Raw genomic sequence first — 20796 nt, 5'->3', positions numbered from 1 at the left:
TTCCTCGGTGATTCGTTCAGATGGATTCGGTTCGAAGCGCGCGCGACGGATCGGGCACATCGTGCGCAATGCGCGTCAGGTTCGCGGCCAGCGTCAGCGCGCCGACAGCCGCGATGATGATCAGCGGAATGCTCGACAGCACGAGCATCGACGCGCTCTGGCCGAGTGCGAGCAGTTGCCCGGCGATCAGCGGCCCGACCATCGAGCCGACGCGGCCCACGGCCACGGCGGCGCCGACGCCCGTGCCGCGCACGTGCGTCGGATAGGCCGCGCCCGCGAGCGCATAGAGCACCGATTGCCCGCCGACCAGAAACAGCCCGGCGAGCAGGCCGCCGCATGTCATCGACACGCTGCCCGTCGCGCCCGCCAGCGCCAGCAGCGCCCCGGCGATGCCCACATACATGCCGACGACGACCGGCCGCTTGCCGATGCGATCCATCAGCCCCGCGATGACGATCGCGCCGATCCCGCCGCCGATGTTGAACATCATCTGCACGACGCTCGCCTGCACGCGCGTGAGACCGCGGCTGACGACCATCGACGGCAGCCAGTTCATCAGGAAGTACAGCACGATCAGCGTGCCGAGATAGCTCGTCCACAGCGCGAGCGTCGTGCCCGCTCTGCCCTCCTTCCACAACGCCTGCGCGACGCCGCTGCGCACGTGACCGCTCGTCGTGACGAATTGCGTCGACTCCTTCAGAAACAGCGCGAGCAGCGGCAGCGTCAGCAGCGGTCCGATTCCGCCGACATAGAAAATGTGCCGCCAGCCTGCATCGCCCGGACTGACGATGCCGATGACCGCCGCCAGCGCCGCGCCGAAGGGCATGCCGCAATACATCGCGCCGACGGCCACGCCGCGCCGCTCGGCCGGTGCGGCTTCCGCGCACAGGGCGATCAGGTTCGGCATCGCGGCGCCGAGGCCGAGGCCCGTCAGGAAGCGCACGATCAAAAGGCTTTGCAGATCCCACACCTGCGTCGTCGCGATGGAAAAGAGGCCGAACAGCGCCACTGACGCCATCAGCACGCGCTTGCGGCCGATGCGGTCGGCGAGACGTCCGCCGATCGCCGCGCCGGGCAACAAGCCGAGCGCGCCGATGCCGAAGGCCCAGCCGAGTTGCGCGACGGCGAGATGGAACTCGGCCGCCATGCGCGGCGCGGCGACGCCCGTCGATTGCAGGTCCAGCCCTTCCAGCAGCGCGACCACGAGGCACAGGCCGATGGTGAGTGCGCCGCCGGAAGGCATGCGCGCGGTCGTTGAGGATTTCATCGAAAAGTCTCCGGTTGGATGGATGCGGCGCTCTTCATGGCGCTTCGCTCATCGAAAGTTGTCAGGCGTGCGCGGCGCGCTTTTTCAGATCGAGGGCGACGTCGACGATCATGTCTTCCTGACCGCCGACCATGCGCCGCTTGCCCAGCTCGACGAGGATGTCCACGGTCTTGATCCCGTACTTCTTCGCAGCAACTTCCGAATGCCGCAGGAAGCTCGAATACACGCCCGCGTAGCCGAGCGCGAGCGTCTCGCGGTCCACGCGCACCGGGCGGTCCTGCAACGGGCGCACGATGTCGTCGGCGGCGTCCAGCAGCGTGTAGAGCTTCGTGCCGTGGTTCCAGCCCATGCGCTCGGCCGCCGCGATGAACACTTCGAGCGGCGCATTGCCCGCGCCGGCGCCCATGCCCGCGAGACTCGCATCGATGCGGTCGCAGCCTTCTTCCACCGCGACGATCGAGTTCGCCACGCCGAGCGACAGGTTGTGATGCGCGTGCATGCCCGTTTGCGTGTCCGGTTTCAATGCGCCCTTCAGCGCGCGGAATCGATCGCGCACATCGTTCATGTTCAGCGCGCCGCCCGAATCGACGACATACACGCACGTCGCGCCATAGCTTTCCATCTTCTTCGCTTCGACGGCGAGATTCGCGGGCGTCGTCATGTGGCTCATCATCAGAAAGCCGACGGTATCCATGCCGAGTTCTCGCGCATATTCGATGTGCTGCTTCGAGATATCCGCTTCCGTGCAATGCGTGGCGACACGCACGACGCGCGCGCCCGCGTCGTAAGCGGCCTTGAGATCGTGGATCGTGCCGATGCCCGGCAACAGCAGCGTCGCGATCTTCGCGTGCTTCACGACATCGGCGACGGCTTCGATCCATTCGAGATCGCTGTGCGCGCCGAAGCCGTAGTTGAAGCTCGAACCTTGCAGGCCGTCGCCATGCGCCACTTCGATGCTGTCCACTCTGGCTTCATCGAGCGCTCGGGCGATTGCCTGAACATCGTCGATCGAGTACTGATGACGAATCGCGTGCATGCCGTCGCGCAGGGTTACATCGGAGATATAGAGTTTCTTGTCCATTTCGGTGTCGCCTCATGCTTCCGTGTTGACGAGCGTCTGCGCCATGCGCTCGGCGGTGGCGAGCGCGGCGGACGTCATGATGTCGAGATTGCCCGCGTAGGCGGGCAGATAATGCGCCGCGCCTTCGACTTCGATGAAGATCGACGTCTTCAGACCGCTGAAGCTGCCGATGCCCGGAAGGTTCAGCGGCGCATCGGCGGGAATGTCGTCGAACTGGACGGACTGCTTCAGGCGATAGCCCGGCACATACGCCTGCACCGCCGCCGCCATTTGCGCGACCGATGCTTCGATTTGCGCGCGATCGGCCGCTTCGGACAGCACGTAGACGGTATCGCGCATCATGAGCGGCGGCTCGGCCGGATTCAGCACGATGATCGCCTTGCCCTTCGCCGCGCCGCCGACTGCTTCGATCGCCTTCGACGTGGTTTCGGTGAACTCGTCGATGTTGGCGCGCGTGCCCGGTCCCGCCGACTTGCTGCTGATCGACGCGACGATCTCCGCGTAATGCACCTTCGCGACGCGCGACACGGCTGCCACCATCGGAATGGTCGCCTGCCCGCCGCACGTGACCATGTTGACGTTGAGCGCATCGACATGCGAGTCGATGTTCACCACGGGCACGCAGTACGGACCGATCGCGGCGGGCGTCAGATCGATCATGCGGATGCCGGGCTTGAGATCGCGCAGGAACGCGTCGTTCTTCACATGCGCGCCCGCCGAGGTCGCATCGAACACGAAGTCGATGTCGTCGAACACGGGCAGGCGCGCGAGGCCCTGCACGCCTTCGTGAGTCGTCGCCACGCCGAGCCGCGCCGCGCGCGCGAGTCCGTCCGATGCGGTATCGATGCCGACCATCGCCGCGACTTCGAGATGTTCGCTGCGGCGCATGATCTTGATCATCAGATCCGTGCCGATGTTGCCCGAGCCGATGATCGCGGCACGGCGTTTGGGGTTGCTTGTTGCCATCGAGTGTCTCCGTGTCTCTTCGTGTGTCATTCGCTGAATGTGGCTCGCACGCTGCCGAGGCCTTCGATCTGTGCGAGGTAGGAACCGGGCGCTTTCACCGCGACCATCGGGCCGAGCGCGCCCGTCAGCACGATGTCGCCCGCGCGCAAGGGCGTGCCGAGCTGCACCATGCGGTCCGCGAGCCACGCCGCGGCGTTGAGCGGATTGCCGAGGCACGCCGAGCCGTTGCCGCGCGAGAGCACTTCGCCATCGCGGGAAAGCGTCATCGCGCATGCGGTGAGATCGATATCGCGCAACAGCACCGGACGGCTGCCCAGCACGAAGAGCGCGCTCGATGCGTTGTCCGCGACGGTATCGAAAAAGCGGATATCCCAGTCGCGTATGCGGCTGTCCACCACTTCGATCGCGGCGGCGGCATACGCGGTCGCGCGAATCAGATCGGCGAAGGTGTGCTTGTCGGCGGTGAGATCGCGTTCGAGCACGAGCGCGATCTCGGCTTCGACCTTCGGTTGGATGAGCGATGCGAGCGGCATCGGCTCGTGGTCGCCATAGGCCATCGACGCGAACAGCGCGCCGAAATCAGGCTGATCGACGCCGAGCTGCTTCTGCACCGCCGGCGACGTCAGCCCGATCTTTCTGCCGACGATGCGCTCGCCGGTCGCGACGCGCAGATCGACGTTGACCTGCTGGATCGCATACGCGAGCGCGGCGTCGGCTTGTTGCGATTCACCGCGCACCGGCGCGACGGGTTCGCGTGTTGCCTGCGCGTCACGCAAACGCGCGGCGATGGACTGAATGTTCGACATGTCGTGTTCTCCTTTCATGCGTGTGCTATATGCAACGGCGCATTGCCGAGCGAATGGGCGTGCATCGCGCCGAAGCCCGCGATCCATTCGGGAATCGCGCGGTAATAGTCGATCGATGCTTCGTAAGGCCCGCATGCCGCGAGCGCGCCGAAAGCCGCGATCCACGTGCGGATCTCATGCGCGGACTTGCCTGCGTCACGCGTGATGGCGTCATTCGTGAAGCCGTCGGCGGCGGCGACTTCACCGCGTGCGAGCAGTTCCAGAAACGCGCGGTCCCATGCCGGGTTGAGCGCGTGAAGACGGCTGTCGCCCGAAGCGAATGCAATGGCTGCGGCGACCGTGCGCGACTGCCGCGCATCGCGCGATTCCGGCGACGGATTGCGCCCCGCGATCAGACGTTCCGAGACGACGTCATCCGCGCCGTGAATCTCAGGCACCGGCGGCTCGTGCGAGATGCCGCCCGAACCGATCAGCAGCACGCGCCGATCCGTGTGCGCGATGAAGCGTCCGATCGCATCTCCCAGGAGTCGCGCGCGGCGGCACGAAGCCATCGGCGGCGCGACCGAGTTGATGAACACCGGCACGACCGGATAACGATCGAGGCCGCCCGTCAGTATGTCGAGCGCCTGCGCGCAGCCGTGATCCACCTGCATGCGATACGACACGGCCACGTCGATATCGCTGGCGAGCGCGGCATCGGCGAGTGCGAGCGCGGCTTCCTGCGCGACGGCGAGCGGACCGGCGGCGCTGCCGAAATCGCCGATCGCCGTCGCGTTCACGCCGATGCAGAACTGCGGCATCACGTCATAGAAGAAACCGTTGTAGTGGTCCGGCGCGAACACGATCACGAGTTCGGGATCGAAGGCGCGCACGCGCTCACGCGCCGCGCGCTGCATCCGTTCGACTTCGGCGACGACTTCCGGCGCGGGATCGTAGTAGCCGGCGAGCGGCGTGTGCGACATACATTCGAGATGAATCGTCACGTCAGGCCCCTTCGACGATGATGTCGCGCAGACGCGTGACGTCCGCTTGCGCATCGGGCGTCGCGACATGCGCGAGCTTTTGCGCGAGTTGCAGGACGTGATCCGACGCGCACTGCGGCGAGCACATCGACGCGACGAAGCGGTCCGGGCGCAGCAGCACGACGGATTCGGGCACGCGCGCGAACCAGTCCTTCAGACGCCCGTCGATATCGCCGAGCGCAATCACGTCGTCGGGGACGTCGTCGTGAAACGCGAGCTGCGGATCGGGCTTGGCGATGACGAACACGCCGCCTATCGACGTCCAGATGCGGCGCGCTTCGGGCGTCAGGCAGAAGGTCGGGTCCGCGCCCCAGCCGATCATCGCGAAGCGGTTGCCGATGGCATCGTCGAAACGCACGACCGCGCCATCCGCGAGACGCACGCGCGGCTGGATGAACATGCGGCCCGCCGGCGTATGCGCGTGCGGATCGCGTCCGTGCACCACGCGCCCGATCCACGACTCGCGCTTCTCGCTCATCAGCCCGAGCAGGCGGCCAAGCGCCGAGTGGCCGCGCTTTGCGATCATGCGGGCGAGCAGACCGTCGCGCCGTTCGCGCTTGTCCAGCAGCACGAGGCCCTCTTCGTAGCGCGGCATCGGCTTGAAGCGCATCTCCACGAAATAGCGCTTCACCGAAGGCAGCACGTTGAAGCTGCGCACGAACGCGTCGCGCACTTTCGAGCCGATGAAGCTCGTCGGCGCGAAGATGTCGCCCGCGACTTCGGAGAGATGGATCATCGAGCGCGCGTGGGCGCGGCGTTCCATCGTGTAGGTATCGAGCAGTGCATCGCCCGCCGTGCCTTTCACGACCATCGCGAGCTTCCAGCCGAGATTGCTGGCATCGCGGATGCCGCTGTTGTAGCCCTGCCCCTGCCACACCGGCATGATGTGCGCGGCGTCGCCGACCAGCAGAATCCGCTTCACGCGAAACGTGCTCGCGAGCCGCGCGTTGTGCGTATAGACGCGCTGACGGATGTAATCGACCTTGTGCGGATCAGCGACGACGTTTCTCACGAGCGCCGCCATGTTCTCGGGCTTCGAGAGCTCGCTTTCCGTTTCGCCCGGCATCACCATGAACTCGAAGCGGCGAATGCCGTGCGGCAGCGCGGCGGACACGTACGGGCGCTTCGCATCGCAATGCAGATAGACATGCGGCGAGCCGAGCGGGTCATGACGCACGTCGATCACGATCCACTGATTCGGCTTCGTGCGGCCTTCGAAGGGCACGTCGAGCATGCGCCGCACGAAGCTGTTGCCGCCGTCCGCGCCGACGATGTATCCCGCACGCACGGTCTTGCGCGCGCCGTCCGCGTCCGTCACGTCGATGGTCACGCCGTCTTCGTCCTGCGCGAAACCGTCGACCGTGTGGCCGAGCAAGGTCTCGACATGCGGGAAGCGTTTCAGCCCGCTGTACAGCAGTTGATCGGCGAGCGGCTGAATGAACGCATTGCGGCGCGGCCAGCCGAACTCGTCGGTGCGCGGCTCGATCGACGCGAAGCACTTGCCGTTCAGCGTGAAGCGCATCCAGTGATTCGGCGTCGTGTGCGGCAGCAGTTCATCGACGAGACCGATCGACTGGAACACGCGCAGCGCTTCGTCGTCGAGGCCGATGGCGCGCGGATAGTCGATGATCTGCGGCAGCTTCTCGACGATGACCACGCGCACGCCCTGAAGGCCGAGGATATTGGCGATCATCAGGCCGACAGGACCGGCGCCGATGATGGCGACATCGGCGGAAATCGACTGACGTGACGTTTCGAACGAATGAGCGGGGCCGTTGCCGGCCGCCGGGTCGAAGGCGGGGCGCATGCTTGTCTCCTGAATATGTTTTGCGGACCGCTGCGTGAAGGCGGCGGAAGCGAAATCTGTCTTGATGTGTGCAGTCTATGGGCCGCGAAAACCCCGCTCAACAAAATCTCTGATTTGTGCATAGAATGCACACGACTGATTCAAAAGGGATTTTTTCGTGACGACTTACACGAACGTGCGCGGACTCGCGCGCGGCCTTCAGGTGCTCCGCGCGCTCAACGTCATGGAGGGCGGACGCGCGACGAGCCAGCAGATCGCGGAACTCACCGGCCTGCATCGCACGACGGTGCGACGTCTGCTCGAAACGCTGATGGAAGAAGGCTTCGTGCGGCGGAGCGCGTCCGACGACAGCTTTCGCCTCACGCTCGCGGTGCGTTCATTGAGCGAGGGTTTCACGGATACGGAGCGCGTCGCGACCGTCGCGCCGCCGATCATGGGACAGCTTTTGCAGCGCGTCGCCTGGCCCTCCGACCTCACGACGCCCGACGGCGACGCGATGATCATCCGCGAGACGACGCATCGCTTCAGCCAGTTGTCGTTTCATCGCGCGATGGTCGGACGGCGTCTGCCGATGCTTCTGACGGCGGCGGGCCGCGCCTACTTCGCGATGTGCCCCGACGAGGAGCGCGAGGACATTCTCGAACTGCTGCGTTCGGGTTCGGGCGGCGAGGAGCAGCAGGCGCTCGCGCGCAACGACGCGCTCGTGCGCAGCCTGACGCGGCGCGTGCGTGAAGATGGCTTCGGGACGAATTACGGCGACTGGACCGCGCAGGCGAAGATCGGCGCGGTGGCGGTGGCCGTCAAGGACGAGGAACGCGTGTACGCGAGCTTGAACGTGGTGTTCCTGTCGCGCGCGGTGAGTCTCGCGGATGCGGTGCGCCGATACGTGCCGCCGTTGCAGGAAGCGGCGGCGGAGATCGTCGCGGCGCTGAAGGAAAAATAGCGCGACGGGTTGCGGTCTGGCTATCGACTGACTTCATGCTAATCCGGGTCTAATTGATCCGGTTCACAGTGCTGTCGTGCAGGCAGCGCGTCCCATGCGCTTCCTTGATCCGTTTTTTGGAGGCCATCATGGTCAGCATCGCCCGACTGCTCGATATGTTCCGAATCGACATTCGCTTCATGGAACCGCAGGTGCGCCCAAGTTCCGTATGTCGCACGGCTTTAAAAACCTTCGTCATGCTGACGATATCGCTAACCGGTCTCGTCGGCGTGTGCACGCGAGCCCACGCACAGTCTGTGATCTGCTCGGGAACACCCGCCGTCGGATCGGGAACGGACATCGTCGTCTATGGTGCGCCATTGAAAGACACCCCTCAGGATATGCTCCTGACGATCCTGTCGAGCTTCAGTTCTTGCATGGTTCGTGGAGCGCCTGGAATCACTTCTGCAACCGTCGATTCACAGGTTCAGCGTAAGGTTTCCTGCGATACCCCTCTCGCGGAGGGACCCGGCACTCAAGTCATCAACTGGTCGAACGGACAGACGAGTACCTTCAGCTATTCCTCGAGGCGGACCTCGGTTGACGGCGAAACATTCGTCACTTTACTGGGGAATATCTCCGACGGACTATTCAAAAACCAAAGGGCCGTGAGCGTCTTCCTGCTGGCCAGTCCAGGCGAAAGCGACTATCTCAAGGCGTGCAGCAGCACTGGCCTGATGAGCGTGAGCGGTCCCGCCACATTGACGATCTTTCAACCGACCTGAAGCCATGAAAGAGGACAAGCCGCACGGGCTTGTCCCTGTCTGCCCGGTATCGCGGGCCTGTTTCAGCGCGCGAGTCGCCTCATGCGGCGTGACGCAGCCCCGCGGTGCAGGAAGCCGAGTCGAGCAGGATTGCATCCGCGATCGACTCCGCGGTCGCTGCGGACAGCGTCCATCCGAGATGCCCGTGTCCCGTGTTGTAGTAGACGCCGGCCCGCTTGCCCTGGCCGACGCGAGGCAGCATGCTCGGCATCATCGGACGCAGGCCGGTCCAGGAAATCACGCGCGCCGTGGAGATCTCCGGGAACAACTCACGCGTCCACGCGATGAGCGGCGTGATGCGATCGGCCCGTATATCGCGATTGAAGCCGTTGATCTCCGCTGTCCCGGCGACGCGAAACCTGTCTGCCCCGAGTCGGCTCGTCACGATCTTCGCCTTGTCGTCGAGCAGGCTCACCCACGGGGCTGCCCGCCGGCTCGTCTCGTCGTCGAGGCATACCGTGATCGAATAGCCCTTCACGGGATACACGTTCACATGGTCGCCGAGCATCCGCGCAAATTCGCGGCTTCTCACACCCGCACACACGACGATGCGATCGAACCCGCTCGCGTGCGCGCCTTCGGCATGATGCGTCCGGATGTCGAAGCGCCCGTCGGGCGTCTGATCGATCGATACGATCTCCGTGTCGTAGCTGAACGTGACACCTTGCTTCACACAGGCTTGCGCGAGCCCGCGCGTGAACTTGTGGATATCGCCGGTCGCATCCGACGGCGTAAAGAAGCCGCCATGAAACTCGCCATGCAAGGCCGGCTCGATCCTGCCGATTTCGCTGCCATCGACGGCATGTCGTTCAAGGCCGCCTTCGCGCAGCAACTCGTTGACCTTCGCGGCGCTGTCGTAATCCTTGCGGCTTCGATAGACATGCAAGATGCCGCGACGCTCGAGATCGAAGTCGATCTGCTCGCGCTCCGCGATCGCGTAAAGATGACTGCGCGCGGCAAGCGCGAGGCGCACGGTCTCGATGGTGTTCGCGCGGTAGTTCCCGATCTGACGGAGGAACTCGCCCATCCACGAATACTTGTGCCAGGAAGGCGACGGGTTCAGCAGCAGCGGCGCATCGCGCGTGAGCATCCATCGCAGCCCCTTGACGACCGTTGCCGCGTGATTCCAGACCTCCGCGTTGCTGACGGATAACTGACCGCCGTTCGCAAAGGAGGTTTCCATCGCCGCATAGCGATGACGTTCGAAGACGGTGACATCGAAGCCGCGGCGAGCGAGGGCGTAAGCGGTCGTGACGCCGGTGATGCCGGCGCCGATGATGGCGATTCTTGACATGACATGGTCCAGATTGCGTTGAGCATGTGCCGATAGACGCAACATGCGTCCATTCCGGCTCCTGCCCCATCTGTCCATGTACCTGAGAGTTTCGATCCTGCCTGGCCGCCGCTTGCGTGCGGCGTACTGGCGGGAAATCCCCTTCGGTGGGCGCAGCGCGCCTCTCTCCAGATCGTTCCTGCAGCGCGGTCCTTGGGCCTGAGAGTTTCCGGGGCGGTTGCTCCGTCGGCGCCGTCGTGAGCTTGACGGTCTCTCCCGCGCTGCATTCGAGAACACAGGCAAGATAGCGTTCCGAATTGCCGCGCGCAAGCGATTTTTGCGACAGACGGTCCGCGCGCCTCGTCGCGAAGCGCGCAGGCAGCTCGGGTCAACTCTGGGGCGAAGGGGCGCGCAACGCATCGTGACACGCCTGCAGATCCGCCATGAACACCTTCAGGATCGAAGGCATCGACGCCCCTCGCCGCGTGATCGCACAGAACGGCCAGTCGCCGCCGAAGCGCCCGGCGCAGATCCTGCGCATGTCGCCACTCTGGACCCAGCCGGTGGCGTAATGATTGGGCAGAAATCCCACGTACGCGCCCGACAGAATGAGGATGGCCTGCGCCTCGACATTGTCGACGGTGGCGGCCGCCTTGCTCGCGCTCAATATCCGCAGATCGTGCTGCTGGAAGTAGCCGCGCGCGACGATCCGGCTCTCGGCGATCGCTTCAGAGGAGACGTCGGCGTCGAACGCTCGCGCATAGAGCGGGTTGCCCCTGGCGCAATAGAGCCCGTCCGGCTCGACGTAAAGCTCGTCGTATCTCAGGCCCGGCACGTGAATCGGAAAGTGGCCGATAGCTACATGGAGCCGCCCGTCGAGCACGCGTTCCTCGAGTTCCGCGGGCGAGCCGACATAGATGTCGACGTGCACATCGTGTCCGCGCGACACGAACTTCTGCAACGCATGCGGCAGCGGCGAGGTCGTGTCGGAAACCGTATTGTCGATGGTCCCGAGGTAGAGCCTGCCCGAGACGTGCTTTTTCAGCGCATCGGTATCCATGCAAAACGCTTCGACGGCGATTTGCAGCCGCTGCGCCGCTTCGTAGGTCGCGATGCCGTGCTCGGTCAGCCGGAAGCCGCCCCGGCCCCGCTCGCAGAGCTTGAGCCCGAGACGGGTCTCGAGCGTCGTCATCTGTTCGCTGATCGTCGACTGACTCACGTTCAGGCTCGCCTGTGCGGCCGAGAAGCCGCCGCATCGCACCACGGCCATGAAGACGCGCAGCAGCTTGAGATCCACGTCCTGCAACTGGGTCATCGGGTTCCGCCTCCCTTCGTCGTTGCTTCGGATAATCCGATGTGAACATCCGATACTCGTGATTTTTACGCCCGTCATTCCTGTTCATAGTTTCTCAAACAGCACGCAGGCTCGACCTGCGGTCCATCTTGACAGAACAGGAGATGCAGATGCAGAGCAACAGCTATGAATCCGGACGGCTCAACTTGCCGTTCGTCGGCCATTGCACGTTCGCGAAGTCGCCCGTGTGCCTCGACTGGAACCGGATCGACGCCGACGTGGCGATCCTCGGCGCGCCGAACGACATGGGCACGCAATGGCGCTCCGGCGCACGCTTCGGGCCACGCAGCATCCGCGAAGCGTCGACACTGTTTTCGTTCGGTCACGCCGGCGCCTACGACCACGAAGACGATGTGCTGTATCTGAGCCGCGACCAGTTGCGCATGGTCGACGTGGGCGACGCCGACATCGTGCACACCGACATGGCAAGCAGCAACGCGAACATCGAACTCGCGGTGCGCAAGATCCTCGCGTGTGGCGCGATGCCCGTCACGCTCGGCGGCGACCATTCGATTCACGCGCCGGTGATCAAGGCGTTCGAGGGCAAGGGTCCGATTCACATCGTCCATTTCGACGCGCATCTGGACTTCGTCGACGAGCGTCATGGCGTGCGTTACGGGCACGGAAATCCGCTGCGGCGCGCGTCCGAGATGGAGCATATCGTCGGCATGACGCAGCTCGGCATTCGCAACGTGTCGTCGTCGAACCGTGACGACTACGACGCGGCGCGCCGGGCCGGCTCGGAGATCCTGTCGGTGCGTGACGTGCGCCGGCTCGGCACGGAAGGCGTGCTCGCGCGGATTCCGGAAGGCGCGTCCTACTATATAACCATCGACATCGACGGCTTCGACCCTTCCATCGCGCCCGGCACGGGCACGCCGAGCCACGGCGGTTTCCTGTACTACGAGGTGCTCGAGATCATCCAGGCGCTGGCCCGGCGCAGCCGCGGAAACATCGTAGGAATGGACCTCGTGGAAGTCGCGCCCGCCTACGACCCCGCCGGCGTCACGCCGATTCTCGCCGCTCAACTGCTGATGAATTCGATCGGCTTCATCTTTCACGAGCGCAGCAAAAACAGACGCTGACTACGCGCTGCAGCCGAACGGTTCATACCGACATTCACGGGGCTCGACATCACGAAGCCCCGGACAATCAGGAGACGACGTTGGATACCATTGTCCGTAACTATCTGGAGCGCTTCGGCGTTCAGGAAGCCACGACGCGCTTTTTGAACAAGCCGCAGAAAATGTATATCGGCGGCGCGTGGGTGACGGGCGGCGCGGGAGAGACGCTCGATGTCATCGAGCCGTCGACCACCGGCGTGATCACGCAGATTCCGCTCGCCACGGCCGAGGACCTCGATCGCGCGGTTCGCGCTGCGCGCACGCAGTTCGATGGCGGCCCGTGGCGCAAGCTCAAACCCCTGGAACGGGAGCGCCTGCTGCATCGGCTCGCGGACCTGATCGAAGCCAACGCGACCGAGATCGCAGAAATCGAATCGATCGACATGGGCAAGTCTGCCGCGCAGGCGCGCGACGTCGACGTGCAAGGCACCATCGACACGTTCCGCTACTTCGCCGGCTGGGCATCGAAGCTGCACGGGCGCACCGTCGAGCCTTCGCTGCCGGGTAACTATGTCGCCTACACGCGCAAGGAGCCAGTCGGCGTGGTCGGCATCATCGTGCCGTGGAATTTTCCGCTGCAGACGATGGCGTGGAAGCTCGCGGCCGCCCTCGCGGTGGGCTGTACGGCCGTGATCAAGCCGGCCGAACTCACGTCGCTGTCGACACTGCGCTTTGCCGAGCTGGTGCAGGAGGCCGGCATTCCCGAAGGCGTCGTCAATGTCGTGACGGGACGTGGCGGCGTGATCGGCGCGGCGCTCGCGCGTCATCCGGGCATCGACAAGCTCACGTTCACCGGCTCGACCGACGTGGGGCGCAACGTCGGGCAGGCGGCCGTGCACGATATCCGCCGCGTGACGCTGGAGCTGGGCGGCAAGTCGCCGGTGCTCGTGCTCGATGACGCGGACGTCGACGCCGCCGCGCGCGCCGTCGCGAACGGCATGTTCTTCAACTCGGGCCAGGTGTGCGACGCCGGCACCCGCGTGTATGTCCAGCGCAAGATCCACGAGCGCTTTCTCGCCGCGCTCATCGACTACACGCGCACGTTGAAGATCGCTCCGGGCCTCGATCCCGACTGCTTCATCGGGCCGCTGGTGTCGGCGCTGCAGAAGGAACGCGTGACCTCGTATATCGACACGGGACGCCGCGAAGGAGCCGAGCTCGTCTACGGCGGACGCAGACGGGAAGACACCGGATATTTCGTCGAGCCCGCGATCTTCGCCCATTGCAGCAACTCGATGAAGATCGTCCGCGAAGAGATCTTCGGCCCCGTTCTCGTGACATCGCCCTTCGACGCGATCGACGAAGCCGTGCAACTCGCGAACGACTCGCCCTATGGCCTCGCCGCGGCCATCTATTCGAACGACGTGAATCGGATCCATACGCTGGTCCCGCAATTGCGCGCGGGCAGCGTCTACGTGAACGCGCATAGCACGATCGACCCGGCGATGCCGTTCGGCGGCTTCAAGGAATCGGGCTTCGGCAAGGACCTCGGGATGGAACAGCTCGATCATCTGACGGAGACGAAGGCCGTCTGGATCACCTTGCACTGAGCGTCTGTCCCCTCTCACGGCATCAGCTTACTGATCGAGGTACGCGATGAAATCATACGAAAGCGCCGCGAACGCCGGCGCAAACCCGGCGGCGGCGAGCGAGCACGGAGCGATCGAAGGTCATTCGATCGACTTCATTCCGGAGCACGAACGAACCGACCGGCTCTCGCGCCAGGGACCTTTCTGGTTCCTCGGCAACTTCACCTTCTTCACGATGACGATCGGCTTCGTCGGGCCGAGTGTCGGTCTCACATCGTGGTGGACGACGGTCGCCGGTACGCTCGGCATCATGTTCGGCACGCTGTTCATGGCGTTTCATGGCTCGCAGGGTCCGCATCTCGGCTTGCCGCAGATGATCCAGTCGCGCGCGCAGTTCGGCTATCGCGGCGTGATTCTGGTGCTGTTCGCGACGCTGTTCGTCTTCGCGGGCTTCAATATCGTCAATCTCGTATTGATGATGCAAGGCCTCAAGACACTGTTCGGCTGGGACCCGGTCAGGATCGCGCTCATGGTGACCGTGCCCGCGTCGATACTCGCAGTGCTCGGGCACGACTGGATGCACCGCAGCTTCAAATGGGCGCTGTATTTGTCCCTCCCGCTGTACGGGCTCGTCACTATCGCGGTGCTGATGCACTGGGTTCATGACATCCCGCTGCCGGCAGCCGCCGCAGGGTCGAACCCGCCCGCGCCGCTTGGCTTCAACTGGACGGGTTTCATCGCTCAGTTCGCGGCGGCCGCCAGCTACAACATCGCCTATGCGCCTTATGTTTCGGACTACTCGCGCTATCTGCCGAAAAACACGCCGGGCGGCAAGCTCATTGCAGCCGTGTTCGTGGGGGCGTCGCTGTCGGGTGCGTGGATGATCGCGGTCGGTGGCTGGCTCGCCGATCACCTGCATGCGAGCGATGTGCTCGTCGCGCTGAATCAGGTCGGCAGCGATCTCGCGCCGGGTCTCGGCAGCGTGATCGTCGGCGTCACGATTCTCGCGTTCCTGCCGGTCATCGCGATGAACATCTATAGCGCGAAGCTGACGGCCATCACCGGAGTCGATTCGTTCAGGAAGATCCGTCCGACAGCGAGGACGCGCATCGTCGCGGTGCTCTTCGTCGTGTGCCTGCAACTCGGCGTCGCACTGAGCATCTACACGTCGGGCAAGGGACTGTCGGTGCTGAACATCTATCTCGTCGTGATGCTCTATTTTCTCGTGCCGTGGACGGCGGTCAACCTCACCGACTATTTCTTCGTCCGCAAGGGCCGCTATGCGATCCCGCATTTCTTCATGCCGCACGGCAGCGTGTACGGCGCGTGGGGCGCGCGTGGGCTGATTTCATATGTGATCGGCTTCGCCGCGATGATCCCGTTCTTCTGCATCTTCGATGGCCAGGACGAAGTCTACGTCGGTCCGCTTGCACGGCTGATCGGCGGTGTCGATCTCGCATGGCTGGTCGGTCTGATCGTTTCGGGAATCGCGTACTTCGTGCTCGCGCGCTCGCTCGACATGAGAAAGGAAGAGGCGGTCATCCACCACATCGAAAAGACCCTGCCGCAGTACACGACCGGCGACAAGCGCTTCTGATGCGACCCGTCATCACCGATTGAGAGATTGAGAAACAGGAAAAAGCCATGTCCACCGATCAATACGATTACATCATCGTCGGCGCGGGTTCGGCCGGATGCGTGCTGGCCAACCGCCTCACCGAAGACCCTTCGGTACGCGTGCTCGTGCTGGAGTACGGCGGCAGCGATCGCAGCATCATCATCCAGATGCCGAGCGCGTTCTCGATGCCGATGAACACGAAGAAGTACAACTGGAAGTACGAAACCGCGCCGGAACCTCATCTCGACGGACGCCGGTTGCATTGTCCGCGCGGCAAGGTGCTCGGCGGGTCGTCGTCGATCAACGGCCTCGTGTACATTCGCGGCCATGCATACGATTTCGACGAATGGGAATCGCTGGGCGCCCGCGGCTGGGGCTATGCGAACTGCCTGCCGTATTTCCGGCGCGCCGAGAGCTACAAGTTCGGCGGCGACGAGTACCGCGGCGAGGACGGACCCTTGTCGACGAACAATGGCAACAACATGCGCAATCCGCTGTACGGCGCATGGATCGAAGCGGGCGCGCAGGCGGGCTACATCAAGACGGACGATTGCAACGGCCACATGCAGGAAGGGTTCGGCGCGATGCACATGACCGTCAAGGACGGCGTGCGCTGGTCCACCGCCAATGCCTATCTTCGTCCGGCGATGACGCGTCCCAATCTGCATGTCGTGACCAATGCGATGACACGCCGGGTGCTGGTCGAAGGCAAGCGCGCGGTCGGCGTCGTCTACGATCAGGGTGGCGTGAGCCATACCGCGCGGTGCCGCGCCGAAGTGCTGATTTCATCGGGACCGATCGGCTCGCCTCATCTGCTTCAACGCTCGGGGATCGGACCGGCGGAGGTGTTGCGCCGCGCAGGCGTCGAGGTGCGGCACGATCTGCCGGGCGTCGGAGAGAGTCTGCAGGATCACGCCGAAATCTACATTCAGTACGCGTGCAAGCAGCCGGTCTCGCTCAACAGCAGGATGGACCCGTTCAGCAAGTTCATGATCGGGCTGCGCTGGCTGCTCTTCAAGGATGGGCTCGGCGCCAGCAACCATTTCGAAGCCGGCGGCTTCATTCGCTCGGAAGCGGGTCTGCGCTGGCCGGACATCCAGTTCCACTTCCTGCCTGCCGCCATGCGCTATGACGGCGACAAGCCGCTCAAGGGACATGGCTTCATGGTGCTCACCGGACCCAACAAGCCGAAGAGCCGCGGTTACGTGCGCCTGAACGCCGCCGACCCTTATGTGCACCCCGAGATTCGCTTCAACTACCTCGAACGCGAGGAAGACCGGGAGGGATTCCGGCGTTGCGTGCGCCTTACGCGGGAAATCATCGCGCAGCCGGCAATGGACCCGTTTCGCGATGTCGAACTCGCGCCGGGGCCGAACGTCCGGACCGACGCCGAGATCGACGCCTTCGTGCGGGCGAACCTCGAAAGCACCATGCACCCCTGCGGCTCGTGCCGGATGGGCGAAGATGCGATGGCAGTCGTCGATTCCGAACTGCGCGTGCGTGGCATGGACGGGTTGCGCGTGATCGACTCGTCCGTCTTTCCGACCGAGCCGAACGGCAATCTGAACGCGCCCACGATCATGCTGGCCGAGCGTGCCGCCGACCTGGTCAAGGGAAACCCGACCCTCGCACCTTCGCACGCGCACGTGGGACTCGCGGAAGGTTGGGAAACGCGCCAACGCACGCATCCGCCCAAGCGCACGGTCGGTCATGTGTGAGCCGGACCGCTTCGGCCACCATGAACGCGGACTCATCGACCGTCGATGCACGTAGGGCGATGCGTTGCCTCAGAAGCCGGTCCAGGCGAACTTCGCGCTGAATTCGCCTGGATTTTCGAGTGCTGGAATCGCGCTCTACATCAATTCGAAACGGGTTCGACTTTGTCTCCCACCGCAATTGCCTGCGGCACCCACTTTCCGCCGACGACCTTGTAGAACGTCGCTGCAGGGTCCTTCATGTCTCCATTACTCGCAAACGCGATGTTGCCGGAGATGCCTTCGAAGGAGACGTTCTTCACGAGCGGTCCGTAAACCTTCGGATCGGTCGATTTCGCCTGCTGCATCGCATGGATGAGCACCCAGGTCGCATCGTAGGCCGAAGGCGCATAGGCCACGACGCCTTCGTTGTATTTCGCCTTCATTCGGCTGTCGAACTCTTTGCCCGCCTTCAGTTTGGAGATCGGCACCCCGTAGTCCCACGAAACGGCGCCTTCAGCGCTATCCCCAGCGACCTTGAGGAAGTTTTCGTTCTCGAAGCTTCCGCCGCCGAGAAGCGTAGCCTTCATTCCAAGCTGCCTCATTTGCTTGATCAGCATGCCTGCCTGCTGATCGAGCCCGCCCCAGAAGATCACATCCGGATTGATCGACTTGATGGTGGTGAGTTGCGCCTTGAAATCCACTGCTTTATCGGTGGTGTATTCGCGATCGGCAATCTTGCCTCCGGCTGCCTGCACACCCTTGACGAATTCATCGGCCATGCCTTGCCCGAATGCCGTTCGATCGTCGAGCACGGCAATGCGCTTTCCCTTGAGCGTCTGCACCGCCGACTGACCTGCGAGCTGGCCCATCTGCGCATCGGAGTTGGTCACGCGAAATACCGTCTTGAAGCCTTGTGACGTCAGCGTCGGATTCGTCGCTGTCGGCGAAACCATCGGAATGCCGGCGTTGTAATAGATGCGCGACGCTGGAATGCTGGTTCCCGAATTGAAGTGGCCGACGATCCCCGCGACTTTGGAGTCCACCAGCTTCTGCGCCACTTGCGAGCCCATTCTCGGATCGCCCTGATCGTCTTCCGCGTCCAGCGCGAAGTGCGCCGGCTTTCCGCCGATGATCAGCTTCTTCGCGTTCGCGTCTTCTATCGCGAGTTCCACCCCGCGCTTCAGGTCCACGCCGTAGTGCGCGGAACCGCCTGTCAATGGGGCCGCAAAGCCGATCACGACATCGTCCGCTCGCGCCGCGGACGCGTACGTCATGGCGACAGCGACGGCAGTCGCCGCCATACAGATGCTCTTCATTGAACGCACATTCATGATTCGATCTCCGGATAAGAAGCGATAAAAAATGCCGCTAGCGGACTTTCCGCCAACGTTGCCTGATCAGTCCAACGACTGCCAGGCCGGCGCTGGCCCCAAGCGTCGAAGTGACTTCCGTTCTATGTTCAGGCGTCCAAATCATCACGATCAAGGCGCCGGCTATGAGCGTCACGACAAGCACACCGAGAAATGGATGCAGCCACATCCGGACTTTCAGCTCCCCTGCCGCCTCGAGCCTGGGGCGCAATCTCAATTGCGTCGATGCGATCACCAGATAGACCAGCAGCGCCATTGACCCCGTCGTGGAAAGCAATGCCTGAAAAACGTAGGCTGGAGCGAGATAGTTCGCGGCGCAGCCGGCGAAGGCAGCCATAGTCGATGCGACGATCGCGGGCACGGGTACGCCGGCGCGGCTCGTCTGCTTGAGAAAAGCGGGCGCCTGTTTCCGCTCGGCCAGAGAAAAGATCATCCGTGAGGCCGTGTAGATGCCCGAGTTCAGGCAACTGCATACGGCGACCAGAATCAGCGCGCCAATGATGAGCTTCGCGTACGGCACGTGCAATGCGCCGAGGACCGCCTGATAAGAGCCGACCTTGATGAGCGACTCGTCATTCCAGGGAATGATCGCGAGAATGACGACGATCGAGCCGATATAGAAAAGCGAAATTCTCCATACGACCGACGTGATCGCTCGCGATATTTCTTTGGCGGGATTTTCGGATTCGGCCGCCGCGATGGTCACGACTTCGGTGCCGAGGAACGTGAACATCGTCGTGAGCATCGCGCCTGCAATGGGCGCCAAGCCTTTCGGTGCGAAGCCTCCGTGCCCGAAGACGTTGGACGAGACATTGACGTGGACGGAAGGAATCAGACCGGCGATGGCAATCACGCCGCAGCCGATGAACACGACAATGGCCACGACTTTGATCAGCGCAAACCAGAATTCCAGCTCGCCGTAATGCTTCACGCTGGCGAGGTTCGCGATGGTCAGGATCGTGGTAACCGCCAGACAGAACTTCCAGACTTCGATTTCCGGAAACCAGCCGTTCAGGATGTTCGCCGCTGCGGTCGCTTCCAGCGGAAGAACAAGCACCCAGTACCACCAGTACATCCAGCCGATCATGAAACCGGCCCAAGGGCCGTACGCGCGCCCCGCATAAGTCGAGAACGTCCCGGAGTCCGGCATCGCGCAGGCCATTTCGCCAAGCATCCGCATCACCAGCACGACGAGCAGACTCGCCAGCACATAGGCGATGACAGCCGCAGGACCGGCCTCCGAGATCGCCTGTCCCGAGCCGACGAACAGCCCGGCACCGATGCTTCCGCCGATGGAAAGCATGACCACGTGCCGCTGTTTCAGACCGCTGGAAAGCTTGCCTTCCGAATCAGCGCGGTTCTCGTGGCGCTCGGTCGACGGTGCGCCGAGACCGAAAGCTGCCATCTCGGCGCTTCCGGCGTTCGATGTCGAACTGCCTCGTCCGATTCGTGGAGGGGTTTCATGCATGTGTCTTCTCTCAAGTCTTGATATGGATAGCTTTGGCACGTCGCGAAGCTCAAGGCTCGGCAACTCTCGTGAAGAAGCATCCTGAATGTCCGCGCTCCAGCATGCCGTGCAATCGCCGGCATCTGCGTAGCGCTGACTCGTAGCTGTAGGCATCGCGAAAGAGCGTTGCCTGCAAATCCTTTGAGGTCGTTGCCAATTGCGTTGCGACGAACCGCAGATCCCACTCGAACCACGGATGCGTGAACATGCGCTGCGCGAGCGCGAGTCCGAACCCTCTTGAGCCGCGAATGTAGGCCGAGCGCAGCGAATCCCAGTCGGGCTCACAACCGGAATCCGAATGAGCGGGGTCGGTAGCGATCACCAGTTGCCCGACAGCCGAACCATAAGCATCCGGAAGGATGTGACTGTCGAACAATTCCTCCATCGGCACGAAAAACGATCCTCGCTGCCCGAACATCCTTTCGGTGTCGGACTTCTGAACGCGAAGGGAGCCTCTTTCAGCACGCCAGGTGAGAGCAAACGGAATCCGCAACCTCGACAGGACCGCGCCGCGCGGCGAAATGAACTTATACGTCAGCATGGGATTGAATATGGCTCTGCAAACGCCTGCGCTACGCTTTCGAGGGAAAGGCCGAAAGGCTTTCCCCGTGCTCATCGCGTGCCGTTAC

17 protein-coding genes and 2 riboswitches are annotated in these 20796 nt (G+C 63.5%); of the genes, 6 read left to right on the top strand and 11 right to left on the bottom strand.

From position 1 onward, the window contains the following. Nucleotides 1-16: 16 nt before the first annotated feature. The 6 genes from mhpT to AWB74_RS32550 form a co-directional block, all read right to left on the bottom strand. Entirely contained in the window at nt 17-1267 is a 1251-nt protein-coding gene (gene mhpT / locus AWB74_RS32575) for a 3-(3-hydroxy-phenyl)propionate transporter MhpT (protein ID WP_061150735.1), read from the bottom strand. A gap of 61 nt (nt 1268-1328) precedes the next feature. After that, complete coding sequence (gene dmpG / locus AWB74_RS32570) at nt 1329-2348, bottom strand: 4-hydroxy-2-oxovalerate aldolase (protein WP_061150734.1); 1020 nt, start codon at nt 2346-2348, stop codon at nt 1329-1331. Between the two features lie 12 nt (nt 2349-2360). Next, on the bottom strand, nt 2361-3314 hold the full coding sequence (locus AWB74_RS32565; protein ID WP_061150733.1) for an acetaldehyde dehydrogenase (acetylating): 954 nt from the start codon (nt 3312-3314) through the stop codon (nt 2361-2363). 26 nt (nt 3315-3340) lie between these two features. Continuing rightward, nucleotides 3341-4120 carry a 2-keto-4-pentenoate hydratase gene (mhpD, locus tag AWB74_RS32560; RefSeq protein WP_087039331.1) on the bottom strand — a complete coding sequence of 260 codons (780 nt, stop codon included), beginning with the start codon at nt 4118-4120 and terminating at the stop codon, nt 3341-3343. A gap of 14 nt (nt 4121-4134) precedes the next feature. After that, on the bottom strand, nt 4135-5103 hold the full coding sequence (locus AWB74_RS32555; protein ID WP_061150731.1) for a 3-carboxyethylcatechol 2,3-dioxygenase: 969 nt from the start codon (nt 5101-5103) through the stop codon (nt 4135-4137). A gap of 1 nt (nt 5104) precedes the next feature. Next, nucleotides 5105-6949 (bottom strand): bifunctional 3-(3-hydroxy-phenyl)propionate/3-hydroxycinnamic acid hydroxylase, encoded by a 1845-nt coding sequence (locus AWB74_RS32550; RefSeq protein WP_061150730.1) that lies wholly within the window; start codon nt 6947-6949, stop codon nt 5105-5107. 157 nt (nt 6950-7106) lie between these two features. Between AWB74_RS32550 and AWB74_RS32545 the strand changes: the two genes are divergently transcribed. Both AWB74_RS32545 and AWB74_RS32540 read left to right on the top strand, forming a co-directional pair. Beyond that, the gene (locus AWB74_RS32545) at nt 7107-7892 is read left to right on the top strand and encodes a DNA-binding transcriptional regulator (protein WP_061150729.1); all 786 of its coding nucleotides are present in this window, start codon (nt 7107-7109) and stop codon (nt 7890-7892) included. A 128-nt stretch (nt 7893-8020) separates the two neighbouring features. Then, nucleotides 8021-8656, top strand: a complete 636-nt coding sequence (locus tag AWB74_RS32540) for a hypothetical protein (protein WP_143749361.1) — start codon at nt 8021-8023, stop codon at nt 8654-8656. Between the two features lie 79 nt (nt 8657-8735). On the opposite strand, the gene AWB74_RS32535 is transcribed toward AWB74_RS32540, so the two are convergent. Both AWB74_RS32535 and AWB74_RS32530 read right to left on the bottom strand, forming a co-directional pair. Continuing rightward, nucleotides 8736-9989: a D-amino acid dehydrogenase gene (locus tag AWB74_RS32535; protein ID WP_061150727.1), complete on the bottom strand. Its 1254-nt coding sequence runs from the start codon at nt 9987-9989 to the stop codon at nt 8736-8738. Between the two features lie 68 nt (nt 9990-10057). After that, nucleotides 10058-10162: riboswitch (glycine riboswitch) on the bottom strand. A gap of 3 nt (nt 10163-10165) precedes the next feature. After that, nucleotides 10166-10257, bottom strand: a riboswitch (glycine riboswitch). Between the two features lie 99 nt (nt 10258-10356). After that, nucleotides 10357-11283 (bottom strand): LysR family transcriptional regulator, encoded by a 927-nt coding sequence (locus AWB74_RS32530; RefSeq protein ID WP_061150726.1) that lies wholly within the window; start codon nt 11281-11283, stop codon nt 10357-10359. A gap of 149 nt (nt 11284-11432) precedes the next feature. Between AWB74_RS32530 and speB the strand changes: the two genes are divergently transcribed. The 4 genes from speB to betA all read left to right on the top strand — a co-directional run bounded on the left by speB (nt 11433) and on the right by betA (nt 17311). Beyond that, entirely contained in the window at nt 11433-12407 is a 975-nt protein-coding gene (speB, locus tag AWB74_RS32525) for an agmatinase (RefSeq protein WP_061150755.1), read from the top strand. An 80-nt stretch (nt 12408-12487) separates the two neighbouring features. Beyond that, nucleotides 12488-13996, top strand: coding sequence for an aldehyde dehydrogenase family protein (locus tag AWB74_RS32520; RefSeq protein ID WP_061150725.1), 1509 nt, complete (start codon nt 12488-12490; stop codon nt 13994-13996). A gap of 46 nt (nt 13997-14042) precedes the next feature. Continuing rightward, nucleotides 14043-15572, top strand: coding sequence for a purine-cytosine permease family protein (locus AWB74_RS32515; protein ID WP_061150724.1), 1530 nt, complete (start codon nt 14043-14045; stop codon nt 15570-15572). A 47-nt stretch (nt 15573-15619) separates the two neighbouring features. Further along, complete coding sequence (gene betA / locus AWB74_RS32510) at nt 15620-17311, top strand: choline dehydrogenase (protein ID WP_061150723.1); 1692 nt, start codon at nt 15620-15622, stop codon at nt 17309-17311. A 140-nt stretch (nt 17312-17451) separates the two neighbouring features. Here the strand turns inward: betA and AWB74_RS32505 are convergent, their stop codons facing one another. The 3 genes from AWB74_RS32505 to AWB74_RS46540 all read right to left on the bottom strand — a co-directional run bounded on the left by AWB74_RS32505 (nt 17452) and on the right by AWB74_RS46540 (nt 20783). After that, the gene (locus AWB74_RS32505; RefSeq protein ID WP_061150722.1) at nt 17452-18621 is read right to left on the bottom strand and encodes a branched-chain amino acid ABC transporter substrate-binding protein; all 1170 of its coding nucleotides are present in this window, start codon (nt 18619-18621) and stop codon (nt 17452-17454) included. Between the two features lie 37 nt (nt 18622-18658). Then, nucleotides 18659-20065, bottom strand: a complete 1407-nt coding sequence (locus AWB74_RS32500; RefSeq protein WP_061150721.1) for an amino acid permease — start codon at nt 20063-20065, stop codon at nt 18659-18661. Nucleotides 20066-20177: 112 nt separating this feature from the next. Beyond that, on the bottom strand, nt 20178-20783 hold the full coding sequence (locus AWB74_RS46540) for a hypothetical protein (RefSeq protein ID WP_160110339.1): 606 nt from the start codon (nt 20781-20783) through the stop codon (nt 20178-20180). Nucleotides 20784-20796 lie beyond the last annotated feature (13 nt).

Origin of the sequence: Caballeronia arvi (genome assembly GCF_001544695.2) — a bacterium.
Taxonomy (GTDB): domain Bacteria; phylum Pseudomonadota; class Gammaproteobacteria; order Burkholderiales; family Burkholderiaceae; genus Caballeronia; species Caballeronia arvi.
The sequence above is the reverse complement of the archived record's forward strand: the minus strand, read 5'-3'. Positions and strand labels throughout refer to the sequence as shown.

What these genes read in the sequence shown, in the direction of transcription:
- AWB74_RS46540 (WP_160110339.1), bottom strand. Translation starts at nt 20,783, where the DNA reads ATGAGCACGGGGAAAGCCTTTCGGCCTTTCCCTCGAAAGCGTAGCGCA.
- AWB74_RS32535 (WP_061150727.1), bottom strand. Translation starts at nt 9,989, where the DNA reads ATGTCAAGAATCGCCATCATCGGCGCCGGCATCACCGGCGTCACGACC.
- dmpG (WP_061150734.1), bottom strand. Translation starts at nt 2,348, where the DNA reads ATGGACAAGAAACTCTATATCTCCGATGTAACCCTGCGCGACGGCATG.
- speB (WP_061150755.1), top strand. Translation starts at nt 11,433, where the DNA reads ATGCAGAGCAACAGCTATGAATCCGGACGGCTCAACTTGCCGTTCGTC.
- AWB74_RS32540 (WP_143749361.1), top strand. Translation starts at nt 8,021, where the DNA reads ATGGTCAGCATCGCCCGACTGCTCGATATGTTCCGAATCGACATTCGC.
- AWB74_RS32530 (WP_061150726.1), bottom strand. Translation starts at nt 11,283, where the DNA reads ATGACCCAGTTGCAGGACGTGGATCTCAAGCTGCTGCGCGTCTTCATG.
- AWB74_RS32505 (WP_061150722.1), bottom strand. Translation starts at nt 18,621, where the DNA reads ATGAATGTGCGTTCAATGAAGAGCATCTGTATGGCGGCGACTGCCGTC.
- mhpD (WP_087039331.1), bottom strand. Translation starts at nt 4,120, where the DNA reads ATGTCGAACATTCAGTCCATCGCCGCGCGTTTGCGTGACGCGCAGGCA.
- mhpT (WP_061150735.1), bottom strand. Translation starts at nt 1,267, where the DNA reads ATGAAATCCTCAACGACCGCGCGCATGCCTTCCGGCGGCGCACTCACC.
- AWB74_RS32550 (WP_061150730.1), bottom strand. Translation starts at nt 6,949, where the DNA reads ATGCGCCCCGCCTTCGACCCGGCGGCCGGCAACGGCCCCGCTCATTCG.
- AWB74_RS32565 (WP_061150733.1), bottom strand. Translation starts at nt 3,314, where the DNA reads ATGGCAACAAGCAACCCCAAACGCCGTGCCGCGATCATCGGCTCGGGC.
- AWB74_RS32515 (WP_061150724.1), top strand. Translation starts at nt 14,043, where the DNA reads ATGAAATCATACGAAAGCGCCGCGAACGCCGGCGCAAACCCGGCGGCG.
- AWB74_RS32500 (WP_061150721.1), bottom strand. Translation starts at nt 20,065, where the DNA reads ATGGCAGCTTTCGGTCTCGGCGCACCGTCGACCGAGCGCCACGAGAAC.
- betA (WP_061150723.1), top strand. Translation starts at nt 15,620, where the DNA reads ATGTCCACCGATCAATACGATTACATCATCGTCGGCGCGGGTTCGGCC.